This window comes from Frigoribacterium sp. RIT-PI-h, from assembly GCF_001297205.1.
Taxonomy (GTDB): domain Bacteria; phylum Actinomycetota; class Actinomycetes; order Actinomycetales; family Microbacteriaceae; genus Frigoribacterium.
Map to the genome: position 1 here is coordinate 32,491 of NZ_LHOZ01000061.1, position 18,088 is coordinate 50,578.

Annotated in this window: 18 protein-coding genes and 1 pseudogene; 10 read left to right on the plus strand and 9 right to left on the minus strand. The window is 71.9% G+C overall.

The genetic code is table 11. The annotated features are described in order from the left end of the window. The first annotated feature begins 75 nt into the window (after nucleotides 1-75). A complete protein-coding gene (locus AEQ27_RS06205) occupies nucleotides 76-501 on the plus strand; it encodes a DUF4307 domain-containing protein (protein WP_054145866.1) in 426 nt (141 codons plus the stop codon). Nucleotides 502-602: 101 nt separating this feature from the next. Here the strand turns inward: AEQ27_RS06205 and AEQ27_RS06210 are convergent, their stop codons facing one another. Then, nucleotides 603-1,313, minus strand: coding sequence for an NADPH-dependent F420 reductase (locus AEQ27_RS06210; RefSeq protein ID WP_152970208.1), 711 nt, complete (start codon nucleotides 1,311-1,313; stop codon nucleotides 603-605). A gap of 153 nt (nucleotides 1,314-1,466) precedes the next feature. Here AEQ27_RS06210 and AEQ27_RS17735 point away from each other — a divergent pair, with 153 nt between their 5' ends. From AEQ27_RS17735 to AEQ27_RS06225, 3 genes are read left to right on the plus strand one after another with little or no spacing between them, the layout of a single operon-like run. Next, nucleotides 1,467-2,918 carry a GAF domain-containing serine/threonine-protein kinase gene (locus AEQ27_RS17735; protein WP_161805499.1) on the plus strand — a complete coding sequence of 484 codons (1,452 nt, stop codon included), beginning with the start codon at nucleotides 1,467-1,469 and terminating at the stop codon, nucleotides 2,916-2,918. A gap of 44 nt (nucleotides 2,919-2,962) precedes the next feature. Then, nucleotides 2,963-4,090, plus strand: a complete 1,128-nt coding sequence (locus tag AEQ27_RS06220; RefSeq protein WP_235450996.1) for a DNA adenine methylase — start codon at nucleotides 2,963-2,965, stop codon at nucleotides 4,088-4,090. 2 nt (nucleotides 4,091-4,092) lie between these two features. Next, on the plus strand, nucleotides 4,093-4,932 hold the full coding sequence (locus AEQ27_RS06225; protein WP_235450997.1) for a hypothetical protein: 840 nt from the start codon (nucleotides 4,093-4,095) through the stop codon (nucleotides 4,930-4,932). A gap of 35 nt (nucleotides 4,933-4,967) precedes the next feature. On the opposite strand, the gene AEQ27_RS06230 is transcribed toward AEQ27_RS06225, so the two are convergent. Then, on the minus strand, nucleotides 4,968-5,483 hold the full coding sequence (locus AEQ27_RS06230; protein ID WP_161805500.1) for a MarR family winged helix-turn-helix transcriptional regulator: 516 nt from the start codon (nucleotides 5,481-5,483) through the stop codon (nucleotides 4,968-4,970). A 275-nt stretch (nucleotides 5,484-5,758) separates the two neighbouring features. On the opposite strand from AEQ27_RS06230, the gene AEQ27_RS06235 reads away from it, so the two are divergent. Together AEQ27_RS06235 and AEQ27_RS06240 are read left to right on the plus strand one after the other, a co-directional pair. After that, complete coding sequence (locus tag AEQ27_RS06235; protein ID WP_054145869.1) at nucleotides 5,759-6,358, plus strand: hypothetical protein; 600 nt, start codon at nucleotides 5,759-5,761, stop codon at nucleotides 6,356-6,358. A gap of 85 nt (nucleotides 6,359-6,443) precedes the next feature. Next, entirely contained in the window at nucleotides 6,444-7,931 is a 1,488-nt protein-coding gene (locus AEQ27_RS06240) for a signal peptidase I (RefSeq protein WP_054145870.1), read from the plus strand. Nucleotides 7,932-7,949: 18 nt separating this feature from the next. Here the strand turns inward: AEQ27_RS06240 and AEQ27_RS06245 are convergent, their stop codons facing one another. Both AEQ27_RS06245 and AEQ27_RS06250 read right to left on the minus strand, forming a co-directional pair. Then, on the minus strand, nucleotides 7,950-8,432 hold the full coding sequence (locus tag AEQ27_RS06245; protein ID WP_054145871.1) for a glutathione peroxidase: 483 nt from the start codon (nucleotides 8,430-8,432) through the stop codon (nucleotides 7,950-7,952). Nucleotides 8,433-8,660: 228 nt separating this feature from the next. Then, nucleotides 8,661-9,314 carry a hypothetical protein gene (locus AEQ27_RS06250; RefSeq protein ID WP_054145872.1) on the minus strand — a complete coding sequence of 218 codons (654 nt, stop codon included), beginning with the start codon at nucleotides 9,312-9,314 and terminating at the stop codon, nucleotides 8,661-8,663. An 802-nt stretch (nucleotides 9,315-10,116) separates the two neighbouring features. Here AEQ27_RS06250 and AEQ27_RS06255 point away from each other — a divergent pair. Beyond that, the gene (locus tag AEQ27_RS06255) at nucleotides 10,117-11,076 is read left to right on the plus strand and encodes a helix-turn-helix domain-containing protein (RefSeq protein WP_054145873.1); all 960 of its coding nucleotides are present in this window, start codon (nucleotides 10,117-10,119) and stop codon (nucleotides 11,074-11,076) included. Between the two features lie 145 nt (nucleotides 11,077-11,221). Here AEQ27_RS06255 and AEQ27_RS16500 read toward each other — a convergent pair. Next, nucleotides 11,222-12,175, minus strand: a pseudogene (locus AEQ27_RS16500) (diacylglycerol kinase family protein); the annotation flags it as partial. Nucleotides 12,176-12,259: 84 nt separating this feature from the next. Between AEQ27_RS16500 and AEQ27_RS06265 the strand changes: the two are divergent. Then, nucleotides 12,260-12,625: a DUF4383 domain-containing protein gene (locus AEQ27_RS06265; protein WP_255349753.1), complete on the plus strand. Its 366-nt coding sequence runs from the start codon at nucleotides 12,260-12,262 to the stop codon at nucleotides 12,623-12,625. A 188-nt stretch (nucleotides 12,626-12,813) separates the two neighbouring features. Further along, the gene (locus AEQ27_RS06270) at nucleotides 12,814-13,458 is read left to right on the plus strand and encodes a heme oxygenase (biliverdin-producing) (protein ID WP_054145905.1); all 645 of its coding nucleotides are present in this window, start codon (nucleotides 12,814-12,816) and stop codon (nucleotides 13,456-13,458) included. Nucleotides 13,459-13,570: 112 nt separating this feature from the next. Here the strand turns inward: AEQ27_RS06270 and AEQ27_RS06275 are convergent, their stop codons facing one another. Beyond that, nucleotides 13,571-14,905 (minus strand): ATP-dependent RecD-like DNA helicase, encoded by a 1,335-nt coding sequence (locus AEQ27_RS06275; protein WP_235450998.1) that lies wholly within the window; start codon nucleotides 14,903-14,905, stop codon nucleotides 13,571-13,573. 103 nt (nucleotides 14,906-15,008) lie between these two features. Here AEQ27_RS06275 and AEQ27_RS06280 point away from each other — a divergent pair, with 103 nt between their 5' ends. Then, nucleotides 15,009-16,022, plus strand: a complete 1,014-nt coding sequence (locus tag AEQ27_RS06280; protein ID WP_152970209.1) for a hypothetical protein — start codon at nucleotides 15,009-15,011, stop codon at nucleotides 16,020-16,022. A 55-nt stretch (nucleotides 16,023-16,077) separates the two neighbouring features. Here AEQ27_RS06280 and AEQ27_RS06285 read toward each other — a convergent pair whose 3' ends face one another. The 3 genes from AEQ27_RS06285 to AEQ27_RS06295 are packed head-to-tail and all read right to left on the minus strand — an operon-like array spanning nucleotide 16,078 to nucleotide 18,034. Further along, the gene (locus AEQ27_RS06285; protein WP_054145878.1) at nucleotides 16,078-16,788 is read right to left on the minus strand and encodes a hypothetical protein; all 711 of its coding nucleotides are present in this window, start codon (nucleotides 16,786-16,788) and stop codon (nucleotides 16,078-16,080) included. Next, nucleotides 16,785-17,678 (minus strand): ATP-binding cassette domain-containing protein, encoded by an 894-nt coding sequence (locus tag AEQ27_RS06290; RefSeq protein ID WP_054145879.1) that lies wholly within the window; start codon nucleotides 17,676-17,678, stop codon nucleotides 16,785-16,787. Before AEQ27_RS06290 ends, AEQ27_RS06285 begins: the two co-directional genes overlap by 4 nt. After that, on the minus strand, nucleotides 17,675-18,034 hold the full coding sequence (locus tag AEQ27_RS06295) for a GntR family transcriptional regulator (protein ID WP_054145880.1): 360 nt from the start codon (nucleotides 18,032-18,034) through the stop codon (nucleotides 17,675-17,677). The genes AEQ27_RS06290 and AEQ27_RS06295 overlap by 4 nt, the downstream gene beginning before the upstream one ends. Nucleotides 18,035-18,088: the final 54 nt, after the last annotated feature.

An 18,088-nucleotide genomic window follows, 5' to 3' on the forward strand; every position in this document is an offset into this window, starting at 1 on the left:
AGGCCGACGCGGCCTGACCCGGCAGGGACGCGACGTCCATGCGGTTCCGAGCCGGCGCCTCGTACCCTTGACGCCATGCAGACCCTCGACCCGGCGCGCGTCAGCCCGGCCTCACGGCTCGACGACCGCTACGGCCGACGCCCCGGCCGGGCCCGGCGTTCGCGGCTGTTCGCCTTCGTCGCGGGCGGTGTCGTGGCGGTCGTGGTCGCTGCCTGGGTCGTGCTCGTCGCCTTCGACGGCGACTCGGCCGAGCTCGAGGTGAGCCACTACGGCTTCACGGTCGCAGGCGACGACGCCGTCGAGGTGCAGTACACGATCAACGTCGCGGGCGGCACCGACGTCGCCTGCGCGGTGCAGGCGCTCAACGAGAACCGCGCGGTGGTCGGGTGGAAGGTCGTCGACCTGCCCGCCGTCGACACGTTCACCCAGACCTACACGACCTCGCTCGTCACCAGCGAGCGTGCCGTCACCGGTTCCGCCTACCGCTGCTGGGTGCCCTGACCGGTCGCGAGGCCGACCGGCACCTCCACGGACGACGCGACCCGCGCCTCCTGCAGGAGGCGCGGGTCGCGTTCGTCGGGCGGCGTCACCGCCCGGCCGGGTCAGGAGGCCTGCGGCACCCGGTTCGCCTTCGCGAGGTTGGCGACGAGCTCGTCCTTCGTCTGGCGCACGACGTAGGCCGGACGGTCACGCTCGACGCGCCAGCTCTCGGACAGCGGGCTGACGTCGACGGTGTCGAAGCCGAGCTCGTCGTAGAGGTCGGTCATCAGGGCGACGGCCTCGGGCGAGTCGCTCGACGTGGCCAGGGCGCGGCGGTCGGGGGTGCCGGCCGGGGCGACGTCGGTGGTGATGTCCTTCGCCATGGTGGGGTTGAAGCCCTTGACGACCGTGCTGCTCGGCAGGTGGCGCCGCCGCATCTCGGACACCGTGTCGGTGCCGTCGTCGAGGGCGGCGATGTGACCGTCGCGCTCGAAGTAGTAGTTGTTCGTGTCGATCACGGTCTTGCCCGCGAGCGGCTCGACCGGCACCTGGTCGACGTTCTTGAGGGGGACGGTGACGACGACCACGTCGCCTGCCGCACCGGCCTCGGTCGCCGTGGCGGCCCGGGCCTTCGGGCCGAGGTCGGCCACGAGGTCGGCGAGGGTCTCGGGCCCGCGCGAGTTGCTGATCACGACGTCGTGCCCGTGGGCGATGACCGCCCGCGCGACCTGGCTGCCGATGTTGCCTGCTCCGATGATTCCGTAGGTTGTCATGCGCAACTCAACCGGCGACCCGGTCGATGCCTTCCCGACGATGCCGTTCTCCCAGGGCATCGCAAGGTCCGGGTCGCTCGCCCCGAGGTCGCGGGTGGTGCTCGCGGGTGGTGCTCGTGACCCCGTCGTGATGCGATCGTCACCCGCGCGACCGTCACCTGATGGCCCCGCATGCGACAGGATGGACCCCACACCAGTCACGAGGGGGAGGCGATGGCCGCGCCACAGCAGGACGACGCGCTCGATCGCGTCCTCGCCGAGCGCTACCGCCTGCAGTCCGTCGTGGGCCGAGGGGGCATGGCGACCGTCTACAAGGCCGTCGACGAGAGCCTCAACCGCACGGTCGCGATCAAGGTCTTCCACAGTGCGATGGTCGACCCGGCCCGGCAAGAGGCCGAGCTCGGCGTGCTGTCCAGCCTCGAGCACCACGGACTCGTCGGTCTCTTCGACGCCGGGGTCGAGCAGGGTCCGAACGGTCCCCAGCGCTTCCTCGTGATGCCGCTGATCGCCGGGCTCAACCTCGAAGACCGTCTGCGGCACGGCGCGCTCGCCGCGCGGCACATCGCCGAGATCGGCTACGACATGGCCGAGGCGCTCGACTACATCCACGGCCACTCGGTCGTGCACCGCGACATCAAGCCGTCGAACATCCTGCTCGTCGACTACGGCGACCACGAGGCGGCCCGTGCCCGGGCCAAGCTCGCCGACTTCGGCATCGCCCTCACCGAGGACGTCGAACGGCTCACCGCCGAGGGGGTCACCACCGGCACCGCCGCGTACCTCAGCCCCGAGCAGGCCGTGGGTGGCGAGGTCGGCCCCCCGAGCGACGTCTACAGCCTCGGCCTCGTGCTGCTGCAGTGCTTCACGCGCCGGCGCGAGTTCCCGGGGTCCCTCGTCGAGTCGGCCGTCGCGCGACTGTCCCGCGACCCGGTGCTGCCCGAGCCCCTGCCCGAGCACTGGCGTCACGCCCTGCGCGCCATGACCAGCCGCGATCCCGCACAGCGGCCGACCCGCGCCGAGCTCGTCGCGATGATGCGCGACGTGGTCATCACCGAGACGACGGACCACCGCGACGGTGTGGGCGACCTGTCGACCGGCGACGGCTCGATGCGTGGGGGCGACACCGAGCCGTTCGACCACAGCGAGGTCCTCGACACCCTGCCCAACGAGGCGCTCGACCGCGTCACGGCCATGGCGGCCCGCCTGTTCTCGGCGCCCATCGCGCTGGCGACCGTGATCGACGACGACCGCACGTGGTTCACGACCCACTACGACCCGGCCGTGGGCGACATCGCCCGGCACATCGACCTCTCGCTCGGCGCCGTGCACTCGTCCGAGCCCCTCGTCATCGAGGACGCCGCGACCGACCGACGCGTGGCGAGCAGCCCGTTGGTCACCGGGCCGCTCGGCATGCGGTTCTACGTCAGCGTGCCCCTCACCCGACGTGACGGCCACACGATCGGCACGCTCTCGGTGATCGGACGCGAGCCCGGTACGGCGAGTGACGAGCAGGTCGCCAACCTCACCGACCTCGCCGCGCTCGTGGTGGCCCAACTCGAGCTGCGACAAGAGAGCCTGCGGATCGCCGGCACGACCACCGGCAGCGTGCCGCACGCCTCGCGCGTCGACCTCGACACCGAGTCCTGGAGCCCGTCCGACCGCTGAGCGGGGCGAACGCCGTGGGTGCGGAGGTGCGGCAGACTTGCCCGGTGACCGTCGAGCTCGTGCCCTCCGTCGCGAGCGAGACCACCGCCCCCGTGTCTGCCGCCGTGCCCGCCCGCGTCGCGGCCTTCCCCCGCCTGCGCTACATGGGCTCGAAGTACGCGCTGCTGCCCGTGCTGCACGACGTCTTCTCCCGCGTCGCGCCCGTGCCGGTCGGCGACCCCGGAGGCGAAGGAGGCGCGGTTCGGCCCTCGACCGCGATCGACGCCATCAGCGGGTCGGGCGGCGTCTCGTATCTGATGAAGGCGGAAGGTCGCCGGGTCGTGAGCAACGACTTCCTGGCCTTCCCCGCGGTCATCGCCCGCGCCTCCGTCGTCAACGGGTCGACGACGCTGTCGGACGACCTCGTCGACGCGATCTGCGGCCCGCCCGCCGACGACCGCGACGTCGTCCGCCGCACCTTCGACGGCGTGTTCTTCTCGGCCGACGACCGGGCGTTCCTCGACTCGGCCTGGTCGCACGTCGACCGGCTCGACGGCGCCGAGCGCGACCTGGCGATCGCCGGCCTCGTCCTGGCCGCGGCGCGCAAGCAGCCCCGGGGCGTCTTCACCTTCACCGGGGCGCGCTACGACGACGGGCGTCGCGACCTCCGGATGACCATGGCCGAGCAATTCCGGGCGGCGGTCCGGGCCTACGGCGCGACCGTGTTCGACGACGGCCTCGCGCACGAGGCCGTCGAGGGCGACGTGGCCGACCTGAGGCGAGCGCCCGCCGACCTGGTCTACCTCGATCCGCCCTACGCGCCTCCTCGGGACGACGCGGACTACATGAAGCGGTACCACTTCCTGCAGGGGCTGGCCGTGTACTGGCGGGGGCAGACGATCATGACCGAGACCAAGACGAAGAAGATCGCCAAGCTGTTCACGCCGTTCGCCTACCCTCGGACGGTCGACGACGCCCTCGTGCGCACCTTCGAGCAGTTCGCCGACGCCGGGGCGCTCGTCCTGTCGTACTCGTCGAACGCCGTGCCGAGCCGCGAGCGCATCGAGCAGCTGATGCGCACGGTCAAGCCGCACGTCGAGGTGCGCGTGGTCGACCACACCTACAGCTTCGGCACGCACCGCACGGCGACCCGCACGGCGGCCACCGAGTACGTGTTCGTCGGGAGGGACTGACCGTGACGATCCCCACCTTCGACGAGTACGTGGCGTCGCTCGGCCGCATGACCCCGCACGTCGCCCCGACGGCCCCCTCGGCGGCGGCGACCGACCTCGGACGGGCCGCGGCGAGCCTCGGTGAGCTGCCCGTCGTCGACCGCGACCACCTGGCCGAGTGGACCCGGCAGCACCCGGCGTGGGTGCCCGCCCTCGGCCTGGCCGTCGGGCTGTCGCAGGAGAAGCTGCGCAACTCGCTGCGGCACGCCTTCGACACCCCGAGCTGGCTGACGCTCGCGCGGGGACGGGCCGACGAGCTGGTCGCCCACCTCGACGACGAGTTCGAACTCGTGCGCCTCGTCGCGTCACAGCGGCACCGCACGTACGACTTCGGCGACCTGCTGTCGGCACGGGCCGGCACCCGGGCGTCGGCGATCCGGGCCGGGGTGTCGGGCCGCCGGCTCGAGGACGAGATCGAGGCCATCGCCCGCGATCTCGGGCTCGCCTGCGGCACGCGGACGCGGTTCACCGGTCGGGCGAACCGCACGGCGCCGTGCGACCTGGTGATCCCCTCGGCGGAGGAGCCCGCGATCGTGGTCGCGGCGAAGGGGTTCGACTCGACCGGCTCGAAGCTGACCGATGCCGTGCGCGAGATCGAGGAGATGGCCGACGTCCGGCTGCCGCGCCAGACCGTCATGGCCGTGATCGACGGCATCGGGTGGAAGAGCCGCCAGGCCGACCTCAAGCGCATCCACCAGCTCTGGGTCGACCAGCAGATCGACGGGCTCTACACGCTGTCGACGCTCGACCGGTTCCGGGCCGACCTGGCCGACGCCGCACGGCTGCGCCGCCTCATCCCATAGGCCCGGCGCCGAGGCGGCCGAGGCGGCCGAGGCGGTCAGGCGGCGGCGGGAGCGGCCGGGCTCGTGCCGACCCCGTGCCGGTCGAAGGCCCGGCCGAGGTCGAGCAGTGTGTCGGCGAGGGCGCCGTGTTGCGACGCCGGCACGACGTCGGCGAACGCGGCGGCGTAGGCGCTCGCGATGGCGGTCGTGACCTCGACGCCGCGCGGCGTGCGGCTGACGATGACGCTGCGACGGTCGTCGGGGTTGCGGCGACGGTCGAGGTGGCCGGCGTCGACCAGGCGGTCGACGGGGTTGGTCATCGCGCCCGACGACAGGTCGAGCTGGGCCGCTGCCCGCTTGGGGGTGACCAGGTCGTCGGTGGCCCACACGTAGAAGAGGAACCGGATGTCGGTGTCGCCCAGCCCGAACAGGTCGCCCTGGTGGTCGAGCACGCGTGAGTGGTTCAGCATCAGCAGACGGAACGAGTCGAGCAGGCGGGGGAGGTCGCCGGGGGCGAGGTCGGCGCGGCCGGAGCCGGCGGGGCCGGGATCGGCAGGGGTCGTGACGAGCATGGGGTCCTCCGTGACGCGTGTGGGCGTGCCGTCCATGGCACCGGCTCAGTCAACAAGAATCTCGACGATCGTGACACCCCCACCACTGGGGACATGGTTCGGCTTGCGTGCCTCTCCAGCTGCAAGTAATTTGATTGTCGTACCACTTGAGAACAACGATCACTCGAAACCAGAACGGTTCGGGAGGTGAGCTTCTCACCGGCGAGGCTCCTGAGCCTCCTCGCCGGGGTGGCCCCCGACATCCCTTCGTCCCCCTTCTCGCCCTGGAGCACACCATGTCCCGTCCCACCCCCCGCATCGCCCGCATCGCCGCCTGGATCGCCATCCCCGCCGCCCTCGTCGCCTCGGGCATCGTCGTCTCGACGGCGTCGTACTCGGCCTTCTCGTCGACCACGGTCAACCCCACCAGCAACTGGACCGCCGGCACCGTCGCCCTGACCGACGACGACAGCAACACCGCGCTCTTCACCGCCACGAACCTCAAGCCCGGCCAGACCGGCAGCAACTGCATCGCCGTCACCAGCACCGGCTCGCTCGCCTCGGCCGTCAAGCTCTACGGCACGGGCGCCGCCACGACCAACAACCTGGCGTCGAACATCCCGCTGAGCGTCGTGCAGGGCACCGGCGGCGGCTTCGGCTCGTGCACCGGCTTCACCCCGCTCTCGTCGGGCTCGAGCCTCTACAGCGGCACGCTGGCCGCCTTCGGCACCAGCTACACCAACTACTCCAACGGCGTCGGCACCTGGGCCCCCACCGGCACCGCGTCCGAGACCCGCACCTACCAGGTGACCTACACCGTCTCGAACACCGCCCCCAACACGACCCAGGGCGGCACCGCGAGCCTCGGCCTCACCTGGGAGGCCCAGAACAGCTGAGGCCCGACCCCCGGCTGAACACCGCACCACCGCACCAGGCGGCCCGACACCGCACCACCCGCACCATCCCCGAGCAGAGGCACCCATGAGCACGATCGACCTGAAGCTGCGGCCCGCCGCCGCAGCCGCGGCCTCGATCACCGTGCCCCTGGGTGCCTCTCGTTCGTGGTTCGACTGGACGCGCCTGGCCCTCGGCACCGCGTCGCGCGTCGTGCTGTACTCCCTGCTCGGCCTGATGGTCTACGCGGCCGCCCCCGCCGCCCTCGGCTGGAGCCCCACCACCGTGATGACCGGCTCGATGGAGCCCCGCATCCACCCCGGCGACGTCGTCGTCGCGAAGCCCGTGGCGGCGTCCGACGTGCACCGCGGCCAGGTGCTGCTCTTCGACGACCCCGACCAGGCCGGGCACCTGCGTCTGCACCGCTACCACGACAACGGCCAGGCCGGGCAGATCGTCACCAAGGGCGACGCCAACCCGAGCGTCGACTCGACGCCGATCGACCGCAGCGCCGTGATCGGCGTCGGCTTCCTGCGCGTGCCCTACGTCGGCACGCCCTTCGTCTGGGCGGCGGGCCACCAGTACGGCCACCTGCTGGTCACCGGCGGACTGCTGATCCTCGTCGTCCTGCTCAGCCGCAACGACCGGTACCTGTTGCGTGACGACCGTGCCGAGCGCCCCGCGTCGCCTCGGGTGACCGCCCCCGCCGGCCGCCGCGTACAGCGACGACGCGAGCGGCGCCTCCGTCGCCTCCGGACCGCAGGAGGCGCGATCGGCCTGGCAGCGATCGGTGGCGGTCTCGCGCTCACCCTCGTCGTCTCGGGCGGCGCGCACGCGGCGTTCGCCGCGCCCACCGCGAACCCGACGTCGAGCTTCGGTGCCGGGAACTACGACTGCCTGCAGGACACCTACAACTCGCAGACCTCGTACGGCTTCGCGTACAACGAGACGTCGGGCACGACCACCGCCGACGGCAGCTCGTTCGCCCGCGTGGGCACCCTGAGCGGCGGGGCGACCTTCGTCGCCGGCTCGTGCGCCACCACCCAGAGCCCCTACCTGCAGCTCGACGGCACCGGGCAGGTGACGACCGCGGTCAACCTCACCGGTCAGGCCGCATTCACGATCGAGACCTGGTTCCGCACGACCAGCGCCGCCGGAGGCACCCTGGCCGCGTTCACCGCTGCGCAGACGGGCACGAACACGACCGCCGACCGTGCGCTCTACCTGACCACGGCGGGCAAGATCGCCCTCGGCGTGCGCCCGACCTCGACCACGACGAAGGCCACGACGACCTCAGCTTCGTACAACGACGGCGCTTGGCACCACGTGGTCGCCACCCTCTCGGGCTCGAGCACGATCATCTACGTCGACGGTGTCGCGGTCGTCACCGACACCACGAACAAGACCGTGCCGACGGCCGCCGGTTACTGGCGCGTGGGCTACGCCCCGCTCAGTGGCCTGCCCTCGGCTCCCACGAACGGCTTCTTCGCCGGCTCGGTCGACGGCACGACGATCTACAACAACTCGGCCCAGACCGCCTCGGCCGTGCAGGCCCGCTACGCGGCCGGCCGCTGACCCACCGCAGCCGCCCGGTCAGCCGGCCAGCGCCTCCTCGATGACCGCGACGACCTCGGGGGCGTCGGGTTCGGTCGTCGGACGGAAGCGGTGCACGGTGCCGCCGGGGGTGATGACGAACTTCTCGAAGTTCCACTTGACGCGGCCGGCCTTGCCCTCGGCGTCGGTGGCCTTCTTCAGTTCGGTGTAGAGCGGGTGCTCGCCCCGACCGTTGACCTTGACCTTCTCCATCATCGGGAAGGTCACGCCCCAGGTGGCGGAGCAGTACTCCTCGATGGCCTCGCCGCTCGAGAGCTCCTGGAAGAACTGGTTGCTGGGGAAGCCCAGCACCGTGAAGCCTTGCTCGCCGTACTGCTTCTGCAGCGCCTCGAGCTTCTCGTACTGGGGGGCGAGGCCGCATCGCGACGCCACGTTCACGACCATCACGACCTTGTCGGCGTAGGCGCCGAACGTGGTGGACTCGCCGCGGATCGTGGTCAGGGTGATGTCGTCGAGGCTCATGGGGTCGACCGTAGGCCCGCCTGCTGCGAGCCCGCTCGTCGGCGTGCTCGCTGGCCCGCTCGTCGGCGCGCTCGCTGGCCCGCTCGTCGGCGCGCTCGCCGGCCCGCTCGCCGGCGCGAGCCTGCTCGGTCGCGCCTCCGTTCCTTCCTGCTCCGTCCCGCCGCGAGCTCCGGGCGACGGCCACGTGTCCCCCCCCGGTCGCCGCCTTGCGCCCCTCGCCCTGTCTCGTCAGCCTGCCGCAGTCGGCAACTCCTGACCCGTGTGTCGCCGAGGTGAGGCGAGCCGCCAGGCCCTGCGTCCTCGTGGTCCGAGCACTCGCGGCAGTGAGGAGTTCCCGACACCTGCGACGGGTCGCGGGCCGCCCGCCGTCCGGATGAGAGCCCTGATCGCGCTGACCGTCACGCCCCACATGTCTTGCACCATCACCGTCCCCGCGCGGAACGGGACCAGACCGTCGCGAGCGATGTCGGCGTCCTTGAGTCGGTCCTTGTCGAAACGTGTCTCGTGGTGCGCTCGTCCATCGGTCTCGAGACCGATGATCCCGTCGACGACCATGTCGATGATCTTCGCGGTGCCGGAGACGGGCACCTGGCGGGCGACGTGATGCCCAGCCCGCCGCAACCTCGTGCCCGCCGCGCTCTCGAGGATGCTCTCGGCGCCCGGATCGCTCCAGGCTACGAGGCCGGCAGCGTCGGCACGTCTCCGGGACAGCACCTCGGCTGCGTCGTCGTCGTCTTCGACGATGCCGGCCCGTCTGGCCCAGTCGACGAGGATGACCGCATCCTCGAACGATCGGGTCTCGACGACTGCCCGAGCCAGGGCGTCACGAGGGTCGACGGCCCAGGTCGAACCCCGATCAGAGAGTTCGAGCGGGTCCCACACGACTCGGACTCCACGCCGCCGTCGCAGCCGCGAAGCCGTCACGGGTACCGACACCGTGACCGGCGGACGGGTCCACGTCCATGCCCCAAGCTGATGCAACGCGGATGCGCCGGTGAGTCGACCACCCACGGCGACCGCGACGTAGCGAGGGTCTCCACGCTCCCAGGTGGAGTACCACCCACGCCGGGGTCTGCTGACCGTGCGTGAACGGACCGCGACGGTCAGGTGTCGGTCGGTGGCGCCCAGGGCGACCAGGTCGTGTTTGTGGAGGAGTCCTCCGGCGGCTGAGACGAATTCGGCGATCGTTGTCATGGTCCACGAGCGTGTCGACGACACGGGCCTCGGGTGGCGCCGGAGTCCGTTGATGTTGAGAGACATCCCGGCGACGCCGTCCGGGAGGATGCGTCGCCCGAGTCCAGGCGAAGGTGCGTCGCGTCGCCCGGGTGACCGGCGCTCCTGCTCCGGGTTCCGAGAACGCCTGACGCGCGCTTCGACCTCCGCGGCTTCTGCCGACTGCGAGGTTGCCGGCCGACGCGACCGGGTCGACCCCTCGTCGAGAAGTCCTGCCTCCAGCCGCGCATCGCAGTGGAGCGAGGGATGGTCGTGCATGCGTTGCAGCACGGGTCAGGAGTTGCCGCCGCTTGCGGGCGAGGGCGCGGGCGCGGGCGCGGGTGTGAGTGGTTGCGGGTGCGGGTGCGGGCGTGGTCACGGAGGAGGGCTGGCTACTCGGGACGGCAGTCGCTGTCAACCCCCCTCCGACCGACTGGTGCGGCATTTGGAGCGCGTGCAACAATTCGCTGAGATGGCTGCCCAGGACGACAAAATCCGCTTCGACGCGCGCGGACGAGATCTGGACGAGGCCGTCGAGATCATGAGTGCCGGGTACAACGGTCGTGGTTTCCAGGTCGCCCCCACCGAGGCGCCCTTCGCGTTCCGCCACACCATCGTCGGCGACGGGGCCATGACCCTGCGCTCGACGTTGTTCATGGGGCGCGTCGACGGGCAGGCCGCCGCGGGGGACGAGCACGTCGTGCACTGGCTGCTCGACGGACGCTCGACCGTCGACAACGGTCGCGACGAGGTGGCCGGCTCCGTCGGGCGACCGATCCTCTTCCCCGAGGGGCGCGAGTTCGAGTTCACCACCGAGGACGTCAACCAGAGCCTGCTGCACCTCTCGAAGTCGGTCGTCGACGAGGTCGCGGCCGAGCGTCACGGCATCATGCCCGGCACGATCCGGTTCGACCACGCCGCCCCCGTCTCGTCCGCCGCCGTGCAGGCCTGGCACGCCACCGTCCGACTGATCGGTCGCGCCTACCTGGGCTCGGGTGAGCCCAGCGACCTGATGCGCACCGAGATGGCCCGGATGGCCGCCGGCGCCCTGCTCGACACCTTCGCCCACACGTCGAGCCCGATGCCCGCAGCCCTGCTCGCCCCGCGCAACGCCAGCCTGCGCCTGGCCGGCGCGTACATGCCCGCCAGCCCCCCCCTGCCGATCTCGGCCGTCGACATCGCCCGGGCGGCGGGGCTCCCCCCGCGGGGGCTGCAGCAGGCTTCCAGCCGTCACCTCGCCACCACGCCCACGGCCTACCTGCGCGAGATCCGCCTCGAGCGCGTGCACGAGGCCCTGCGCGAAGCCACCCCGGACGCGACGACCGTCGCCGACGTCGCCCGGCACTGGGCGTTCGCCCACCTCGGCAGGTTCTCGGCCGCGTACCAGCAGCGGTTCGGCGAGTACCCCCGCGAGACGCTGCACCGCGGCTGACGTCGGGGGGGCCCGGCGCACGTGGTCCCCTCGCTGCCGAACGCGCCTCCTGGGCTGGTGCCGACGGGCAGCGACCGAGCGCGGCGTAGACGCGCAGCGCGCCGGGGACGACCTCGACCGTGACCGGCAGGGGCCCGACGCGCTCGCCGTCGGCGTAGGCGGCGACCCCGTCGGCCTCGATCACGGCCCGACGCACGCGGTGCACGGTCACGTTCGGGTGGCTCAGGTGGGTGCCGCGGAACACGCTCGGGAACAGCCGCACGAACTGCCAGCGCGTCAGCCGCTCGACCACGAGCACGTCGAGCAGTCCGTCGTCGAGCACGGCGTCGGGCGTGACCTTCATGCCGCCGCCGAGCGACTGGCCGTTGCCGACCGAGATGGGGGGGCCCTCGACGGTCGAGGCGCCCCCGTCGAGCTCGGGGCGGTGGGGGATCGTCGGCGGACGCACCGGCGGGGGCGCGGGGGCGCCGTGGGCGCGCGGGCGCCCCGTGGGCCGGCTCGGCCGGTGGGCCGGCTCGTCCACGACGGCGTCGAAGCCCGCCGAGACCATGCAGGCGAACCAGGTGGCCCGGCCGTCGGCCTGCAGCACGCGTCCGGCGTCGATGGGGGTCGGCTCGCCCTCGAGCAGTCGGACGAGGAGGCGCGTGGCAGCCTCGGCATCGTCGTGGGGCAGCCCGAAGGCCCGGGCCGTGTCGTTGCCGGTGCCCGTCGGCACCAGTCCCAGCGGCACGTCCGTGCCCGCGACGAGGTTGGCCCCGAGGTTCACCATGCCGTCGCCGCCGACGACGATCAGGGCGTCAGGGCGTCCGCCGTGGTCGGGGTCGAGTTCGCGGCGGGCCGCGGCCACGAGGTCGTCGTAGCTCGACTCGGTGAGCGGGACGACCGTGTGGCCGGCGTCTCGGAGCCCGGCGAGCACCCCGTCGGCGAGGTGCTTCCGGCCGCCGGCGGAGGCGCCGGGGTTGATCGCCACGACCAGGCGGAGGGGCGTCGGGGTCATGGGGTCGATCTTGCCAGCCCCGAGCCCGCACGGCTCGGGCGGCCCGCCGCGGGTGGCGGGCATACTGGACGCTGACCACCTGACGAGAGGCACCCTCACCATGAGCAGCACCCACGGCACCACGACGACCGCGACCCGGCCCCCTACGAGCCGACGATCCGCGAGTCGCCCAACCGCGGGGCCGGCCTGTTCGTCGGCACGGTCTTCCTGCTGCTCGGCGCCATCGGGTTCCTGGTCGAAGACATGGGCTCGTTCTTCTCCACGCAGGGCGCGTCGCTCTGGTTCGTCTGGAACCTCAACCCCGCGCTGGTGGTCGTCTGGGTGCTGGCCGGTGCCGCGCTGATCATCGCGGGAGCGTCCTCGCGAGCCAGCGCCCGCTACATCAACACCTGGATCGGCCTGATCTTCGTGGTCTTCGGCATCGCCGGGTTCTTCCTCGAGGGCACCGACGTCAACTTCCTGGCGTTCAACCTCGGCGACAACGTCACGCACCTCGCCGGCGGCCTGCTGCTGCTCGCGCCCGCCGTGGGGGCCGGGCGCCGCCGCCGCTGAACCGGGCAGCGCCGCACCCCACGGCGCCGCACCCCGCTGCGCCGCGTCTCGTCGCTCTTCGTCGCGCCTCGCAGGGGGCTGCGGGCTGGCTGCACGTCTACCGGGATCGGCCCCGGGGGCTACCGGCACCGCGCCTCCCTGGCTAGGGTTAGGGTCACCTAACCCAGGTCACCCAGGAGGTGCGCACCATGACCGTCGTCATCCCCTTCTCCGAGGCGGTGCGCGAGCGCACCGCCGAGCGGGTCCCCGCCGACGTCGGCTGCTCGTTCATGACCGACCTGCTGATCGGCCGGGGCACACGTGACGACTACGTGCCGTTGCTCGCCCAGCACTCCTTCGTCTACGCCGCCCTCGAGGACGCTGCCGTGCGGTGGTCGGGCGACCCGGTCGTGGCTCCGTTCCTCGCTCCGGGGCTGACCCGGCTGCCGGCCATCGAGGCCGACCTGGCGTTCCTGCTCGGTGACGACTGGCGGGCCCGCATCTCGCCGCTGCCGACCACCCGCGCGTACGTCGACCGCATCGAGCAGGCGTCGAGCTGGGCCGGTGGCTTCATCGCTCACCACTACACGCGCTGCCTCGGCGACCTGTCGGGCGGGCACCTGATCCGCAGCATCCTGCAGCGCCGGTTCGGCTTCGACACGAACGGCGTCGGGTTCTTCCTGTTCGCCGAGATCGCCGAGCCGAAGTCGTTCAAGACGACCTACCGCCGCCAGCTCGACGCGGTGGCCTGGTCGGCCGACGAGCGCGAGCACGTGCTCGACGAGGTCTGCGCCGCGTACCGCTTCAGCACCGACCTGTTCACCGACCTCGCGGCCGCGAAGGCCGCCGCCTAGGCGATCGCCGACGGGCCGAGCCGACGGGCCGAGCCGACGGGTCGGGCCGTCGGGCCGACCCCCCGGGCCGCCGGGCCGACCCCCCGGGCCGACGCTTGGTCGGACCGGACGCTCAGCCCGTGGCAGCAGTCGTCGTGTCGTCGCCCACGCGGGCGTCGGCCGCGGCCTCGATGGCCGGCACGCGCGACGCCTCGCTCATGAAGCGGCGCACGTCGAGGTCGACGATGATGTCGGCCGGCCGCAGCGGGCGCGACAGGTACAGCCCCTCGAGCGAGGTGATGCGGCTGAGGGCGACGTAGGTCTGCCCCGCGCTGAACACCCGCGAGCCGAGGTCGACGATGGCCCGGTCGTAGGTCTTGCCCTGGGACTTGTGGATCGTGACGGCCCAGGCGAGACGCAGCGGGAACTGCGTGAACTCGGCCACGACGTCTTTCTTGAGCTGCTTGGTGGTCGCCGAGTACGAGTACTTGTGCTTCTCCCACACGACGGGCTGCACCTCGTGCACCTCACCGTCGACCTCGACGAAGACGGTGTCGCGCACCCGGGTGACGACGCCCGTGGTGCCGTTGACCCACCGTTGCTCGGAGTCGTTGCGGAGGAACATCACCCGGGCCCCGACCTTGAGCTCGAGGGCCTCGTCGGCCGGGTAGGCCCGCCCGCCGAACTCGCCGCTGACCTCGGCCTTGGCGGTCATCACCTTGCCCGACAGGCGATCGAGCTCGACCTTGTTGATGCGGTTGACCGTGTCGTTGCGCGTGGCCAGGGTGATGGCCCCGCCGTCGGTCGGCACGGGGCGGGCCCCGGCGCCGTTCAGCGCCCCGGCGATCTCGGCCGTGACCCGGCCGTGGCGCACGGCGTTCAGCATCTCTTTGAAGTCGCCCTCGGTCTGACGGTGGATGAAGGCCAGCTCGTAGATGCGCAGGCTCGCTTCGGTCCACACCTTGGCGTCGAAGAACCACATCGAGCGGTAGTTGTCGCGGAAGTACTCGCGCTCTTCGGCGTCGCCCGGCACCGGCGGCAGTTGGTACGGGTCGCCGAACAGCACGACCTGCACGCCGCCGAACGGCTCGTGCTTGCGCTGCCGGGCCTGGCGCAGCGAGCGGTCGATGGCGTCCATCAGGTCGGCGTTGACCATCGAGACCTCGTCGATGACGAGCGTGTCGATGGTGTTGAGCAACTTGCGCAGCTCGGCGTTCTGCTCGATGTCGTGATCGGCGATGAGCCCCACCGAGAGGCGGAACAGCGAGTGGATCGTCTGGCCGCCGACGTTGAGGGCGGCGACGCCCGTGGGGGCGCAGATGACGATCTGCTTCGAGGTGTTCCACGACAGGTGGTTCAGCAGCGTCGACTTGCCCGTGCCGGCCCGGCCCGTGACGAAGATGTGCTCGCGGGTGTTCTCGATCGCGTCGTACAGCGCCTGCTGTTCGGCGGAGAGGGCCACGCTCACGACGACGAGCACCTTTCGGGAGGGGGGGGGGGAGGCCACCAATCTACCCGCGACGGCGGTGGGGCTCGGCAGTTCGTGACCCGCGCCTCCTATTGTTGTCGTCATGTCGTCGTCTGTGGGGGAGGAGACACGTCCACCGCTCGGCTGGCCGTTCGTCGCGATCTGGGGCGGGGCGCTGCTCTTCGTGCTGATCGGTTTCTGGGTCACCGTCGTGGCCCTGAACGCCACCGTCTACAGCGCCGCCGGGTTCGCCCGCGGGTACGTGGCGGCGGTCGACCGCGGCGACACGTCGAGCGCGTTGACCCTCGCGGGCGTCACGCCGACCGACCAGCTGGCCGACGCGCTGCTCGAGGTGCCCTCGCTCGGCGGCGTCGACGACGTGACCGAGGTGGGCGACGTCGACCTCGGTGACGACACCCACGCGATCACGCTCTCGTACTCGATGCAGGGCACGTCGGCCACGGCCGAGGCCCCGGCGCAGTCGCAGTTCGTCGTGCAGCGGGTCGGCACCCGGTTCGGGCTGTTCCACTCGTGGCGCTTCGTGCAGGCGCCCACCGCGCAGCTCGACGTGACGCCCCAGCACGACTCCCGTTTCACGGTGGACGGCCGCGACGTCTCGACCGACGCCCCCGACGTCGCGACCCGGTTCACGGTGCTCGCGCCGTCACGGTTCGAGCTCGACCACTCGTCGCGCTACCTCGAGGCGCCGACCGTCGAGGCCGACGTGCTCACCGTCGGGGCGACGTCGGGGGTGTCGATCGAGGTGCAGCCCCGGGACGCGTTCGTCCAGGCCGTCCAGGACATGGTCGACCAGCAGCTCGACGAGCAGTGCGTCACGCAGCAGGTGCTGTTGCCGGCCGGGTGCCCCTTCGGCCGCCAGGTCGACGACCGGGTCACGGACGACCCGACGTGGACGGTGCCGGTGCACCCCGTCGTCTCGATCGTGCCGGGCCCGTCGGGCCAGTGGCAGGTGCCCGGCGTGGCCGGCACGGCCCACCTCGTCGTCGGTGCCCAGTCGCTCTTCGACGGCAAGCGCTACACGATCGACGAGGACGTCCCCTTCACCGTCACGTACCTGATGCGCATCAGCACGTCCGACGAGCTGACGTTCGAGTAGACGAGCGGCCCGGCGGGTCGGCCCGACCGCAGGAGGCGCGGGTCGCCTGCGACGGTCAGCGGACGGCGGCGCGGCGCAGGACCGCGAACGTCCCCGCGATCGCCGCCGCCGCCAGCAGCGCGGCGCTGAGCGCCGCCCACCAGCTCTCGTAGTTCGCGAACACGGCGGGCAGCGAGGGGCCGGCGGCCCGGAGCGCCACGGCCAGCACCAGGACGACGCCGATCGAGATGCCCAGCGGGCCCCGCGGCCCGAACCGCAGCCAGGCCGCTCCGAACACCCCGCCGGCCGTCTGGGCGACGAGGGCGCCGAGGAACACGATCGGGACGAGCACGCCCAGGTCACCGGCACCGAGGACGTTGACGTCGAAGACGTAGAAGCCGCCGAACCAGTGGTCGGTCAGCACCTCGAGCGCGAGCAGGGCGGCGAACACCCCGGTCAGGTAGAGCGAGACGAGGGTGTGGGTCACGGCGGTGCCCAGCGCGAACGCCCGTCGCGGCGCCCCGAACGAGGCGGCGAGGGGGAAGGTCGAGGCGACCGAGGCCACGCCCATGGCGACGAGGTACCCGGACTGGGCCCACACGACGCCCGGATTGAAGCGTGCGCCGGTGGCGTACGAGGCGCCGTCGTCGTAGGCGCCCGAGCGCTGCAGCGTGACCTGGATCACCACGGTGACGGCGAACGTGATGGCGACGATGAGCAACGGCACGAGCAGGACGCCGCGTCGGCGGGCGAACTGCAGGCGGACGACGGGCAGGACGCTCTTCACGAGGTGGCTCCTTCGAGTTCGGTGTCGCGCGAGCCGAGGGCCGCGACGACCTGTTGCAGTGAGACCCCCGAGAGCTCGACGCCCGCCGAGGCGGCGTCGGCTCGCGTGGTGCGGTCGGTGGCGCCGTCGACCACCGCCGTCTTCAGCCCACCCACCGCGTGCTGGGACAGGAGGCGGCGCCCGACGGCGAACCGGTCGACGGCGGATGCCGTCCCGGCGACCTGGTAGGCGGAAGCCCGGGCCTCGTCGACGTCGGAGTCGAGTCGCACCCGGCCCTCGTCGAGCACGACCACCCGTTCGAGCAGGGCCTCCATCTCGTCGATCAGGTGCGTCGAGAGCAGGATCGTGCGCGGGTGGGCCGAGTAATCGGCGAGCAGGCGGTCGTAGAACAGCTGACGGGCCGTGGCGTCGAGCCCGAGGTAGGGCTCGTCGAAGATCGTCAGCGGGGCCCGCGAGGCCATGCCGATCACGATCGACGCGGCGGACAGCTGCCCGCGGGACATCTTCTTCAGGTCGGTCTTCTCGGGCACCCGCAGGGCGGCGGCGAGGTCGCGGGCGAGGGCGGCGTCCCACCCGCGGTGGAAGGCCGGCGCCACCGAGAGCACGTGCTTCAGCCTGAAGCCGTCCGGGTACCGCTGGCTGTCGCGCACGAACGACACCCGGGACAGGACGTCGGCATGGTCCGCGGGCTCTCGGCCGAAGACCCGCACCGCGCCTCCCGACGGCCGTTCCTGGCCGGCGACGCAGGCCATCAGCGTCGTCTTGCCGGCGCCGTTGCGGCCGAGGAGGCCGCAGATGACCCCCTCGTCGACGCTGAGGTCGACGCCGTCCAGGGCGCGCGAGGAGCCGTAACGACGGCTCAGGTCGGTGATCTCGATCACGGGGCTCATGACTGGTCCTCTTGTTCGATCAGGTGGTGGAGGGCGGCGGCGTCGATGCCCAGCGCGCGTGCCTCGGCCACCAGCGGGCGCACGTACTCGTCGGCGAAGCGGGCCCGGCGATGGTCGGCCAGGCGCTCGCGGGCACCGGTCGCGACGAACATGCCGACGCCCCGGCGCTTGTAGAGGATGCCGCGGTCGACCAGCAGGTTGACGGCCTTGCCGGCCGTGGCCGGGTTGATCCGGTAGAACGCGGCGAGCTCGGTGGTCGACGCCACCGGGGCCTCGTCGGCGTAGGTGCCGTCGAGCACGTCCTTCTCGATCTGCGCAGCGAGCTGCTGGAAGATCGGCGTCCCGTCGTCGAGCACGACTGCTCCTTTGGTTAGCTACTTAAGTAGTTAACCTAGGAGGCGCGGGTCGGC